The 2,632-nt window shown below is 42.0% G+C and carries 4 protein-coding genes; 3 read left to right on the plus strand and 1 reads right to left on the minus strand.

From position 1 onward, the window contains the following. Positions 1 to 244, plus strand: a 244-nt coding sequence (locus BWI97_RS27810) for a hypothetical protein (protein WP_158242851.1), incomplete at its 5' end; no start/stop codon positions are given. Continuing rightward, on the plus strand, positions 241 to 762 hold the full coding sequence (locus tag BWI97_RS25735; RefSeq protein ID WP_102203356.1) for a hypothetical protein: 522 nt from the start codon (positions 241 to 243) through the stop codon (positions 760 to 762). The genes BWI97_RS27810 and BWI97_RS25735, both read left to right, overlap by 4 nt. 41 nt (positions 763 to 803) lie before the next feature. On the opposite strand, the gene BWI97_RS27815 is transcribed toward BWI97_RS25735, so the two are convergent. Next, on the minus strand, positions 804 to 977 hold the full coding sequence (locus BWI97_RS27815; protein WP_158242852.1) for a hypothetical protein: 174 nt from the start codon (positions 975 to 977) through the stop codon (positions 804 to 806). Between the two features lie 1,075 nt (positions 978 to 2,052). On the opposite strand from BWI97_RS27815, the gene BWI97_RS25740 reads away from it, so the two are divergent. Next, positions 2,053 to 2,632 (plus strand): AAA family ATPase (locus BWI97_RS25740; protein ID WP_102203357.1); only part of this gene is annotated, 580 nt, incomplete at its 3' end.

Raw genomic sequence — 2,632 nt, forward strand, 5'->3', positions numbered from 1 at the left:
CGTCTTCCCGCTTTCGGCTTTAGTGAACGCGGGTACGTTTCAGGATGAAGAAACGGCTCAACAGACTAGGCAAACCCTGAGTCAAACCTCCCCAGCCTATTGCTTTGGTCAGATTGGCTCCTCGCAGTCGGGCCGCGAGATTCTGGCTTTGCTTTCGGGCAGTGGCGATGTGTCCAGTCTGGGTCTGGTGGGCCGGATCCAGTACAAGAAAGTGATGCGGGAGATCAATGAGCTACCACTATGACCCGAGAAGAAAAGAACCAGTTTAAACACCGGGTTGCTCAAAAGTATGGCATTCATGAAGAAGACATCGATGATGCCTTGATTCCCTTCTTAGCGGTGGTGGAAGCCAATACCCTGGGCACGCAGAAACTGGGGGCTGCCTTAAAAGCCAGCATGGAGGCCTTTGAAAAGTCGATCACAGCGAAAGTTGAAGCTAGCATCAAACCCAAGGTTTACCAACCACCTTCGGTGGAGCGGATGAGTGCCTGGAAAGCCTTCTGGGTGACGCTAGCGGCAAACCCCTACTTTAGTCCCCTTATAGGGGTTACGATTCTAGCAGGGGTGTTAGGAATGCTTCTGCTGGGGTATGATCTTCATGACGCTTATCAGCAGCGGGCTACCTGGAAGAAAGAAGCCGCTCGAGCACTCAGTCAGCAGCTGCATGAAAAGTACTTTCAGATCCAAACCGATGGTAGCCTCTTTATGACGAGACAAAACTATCAGGTAGTCAAGGGAAGTATTTGTTTGGAGCAGAAGTAAAAAACTGAAAAGCGAGCTAGGGACGCACCGGAGCTCGCTTTTCATTGCTCTTGGATCAAATCATAAGCCGAGCGGCGGAGCCGGCGATTGAGGTGTTTTTTTGCCTTTCGAGCAAGGCCGGGTTTCGAAAACACGCAGAGCAGCTGCCTGGCTCCGACGGCATCGGCTTTATCGCCACTGCGGGTATAAGCCTGGCGACCGTATGCTAAAGGCATGTAGATGTGATTTAAGTGTATGAGCTAATGACTTTTCAGCTCCGTCTAAGGCTAGCTTAGCCTTAGACGGAGCTGAAAATAACGGGAGTTTAACTCCTAAATTATTTATGCTCGTTCCAAGCCTATTCATTAACATAGAGCTAATGCCTGTTTTAGAAGATCAAAGACCACTCCCCTACCCTTACTTACCAACGTATGATTGCGAATGCATCAATGATGACTTTATAAGTTAGCAGTAACGCATGGGAAGATAAAATTGAACCACGGAGGGCCATGTGGGCAAAATTGCCATTTTGGGTAAGCATGATTTAAATATATATATAACTMCAAAAAAACAAAGCCAACAGGATATCTTCAATCCCATGCATAGTTTATTATTTCTAGCTCAATCGAGAAGACAGACCAGTCCTCAAGCGAAGTCATAAACCTTTACCATTATAATAAATCTTTTTTCACTTCACCTCTTACTTAGCCATATTCTTTAAACTGATTGTATAGGTCTGATTTGTGCACTATTTCATCAATTTCCGGATAGAAGCCCCTTGACTGCACTGCAAGCACTTCCCGCTTGTTCAAACATCCCTCAATAATATCTAATTTGGGACTTAAAATGGTACTAAACTTTATTAAAATTATATACCGTATTAGGTACCTAAAAAGGTATCTGATACGGTGTAATTAATCGTTCATTGGAATATGACTTTATGTACTGAACAAAGTATCTAATCAGGTATTAACTTATAATATAGATAGTACCTGATCAAGTACTTAAATAGATACTTCAGTAGACACTATATATCTCTAACTTTAGTATAACTTACGTATTTATAAGGTACCATTATAAGTACCAAATTTGGTACTTATATTCCAACTCATACAGTATCTGACTAAGTACCATACTTGGTACTTAATATAGTTCCAATTTAGTTTTTGCTTAAATACAATTATTTGTACTATTTGAAGTCTCAAATTAGGTACTTATATTAGTCCCCATCATAACACCTTGATAAGTGCTAAATCAAGTACTTTTATAGGTACTAAAATATTAATATAAATCATTAAATATCAACTATATATGATACTAACGGTAGGAGGGACAAAAGGAGGTTCAGGTAAGACGACTTTGGCAACAAATATTGCTATTTATCTCGCAAAAGAAGGCCGAAGTGTAATGTTAGTTGATGCCGATGAGCAGGGGTCCTCAAGTCAGTTTTTTGAAATACGTTCAGAAAATCTAGCTGATGAATCGGCGGGGTATACTTGCGTTCAGGTAAGTGGGAGTAATGTGCATTCACGCTTGAAGGACTTTGCTAAACGTTACGACGATGTAATTGTTGATACCGGAGGGAGAGATACTACTGCTCAGCGTTCGTCATTATTAGCTTCCGACGCCTTCTTAATTCCTCTAGTTCCTTCTGCTTACGATATTTGGACGGCTAGTATTGTAAACGGGATTGTCAAAGAAACGAAGCTCTATAATCCCTACCTGAAGAGTTTTTGTGTCCTCAACCGCGTACCGCATACTTCTTCTCAGAACCATTTAGAAGATTGTAAAAACATCATTCATCAAATGGACAATCTGACTCTACTGGAAGATATTCTTACGTCTCGGGCCATTTATGGACATTCTGCGACAGCAGGTCTAAGCATCTACG

Origin of the sequence: Siphonobacter sp. BAB-5405 (assembly GCF_002872335.1) — a bacterium.
Lineage (GTDB): Bacteria > Bacteroidota > Bacteroidia > Cytophagales > Spirosomataceae > Siphonobacter.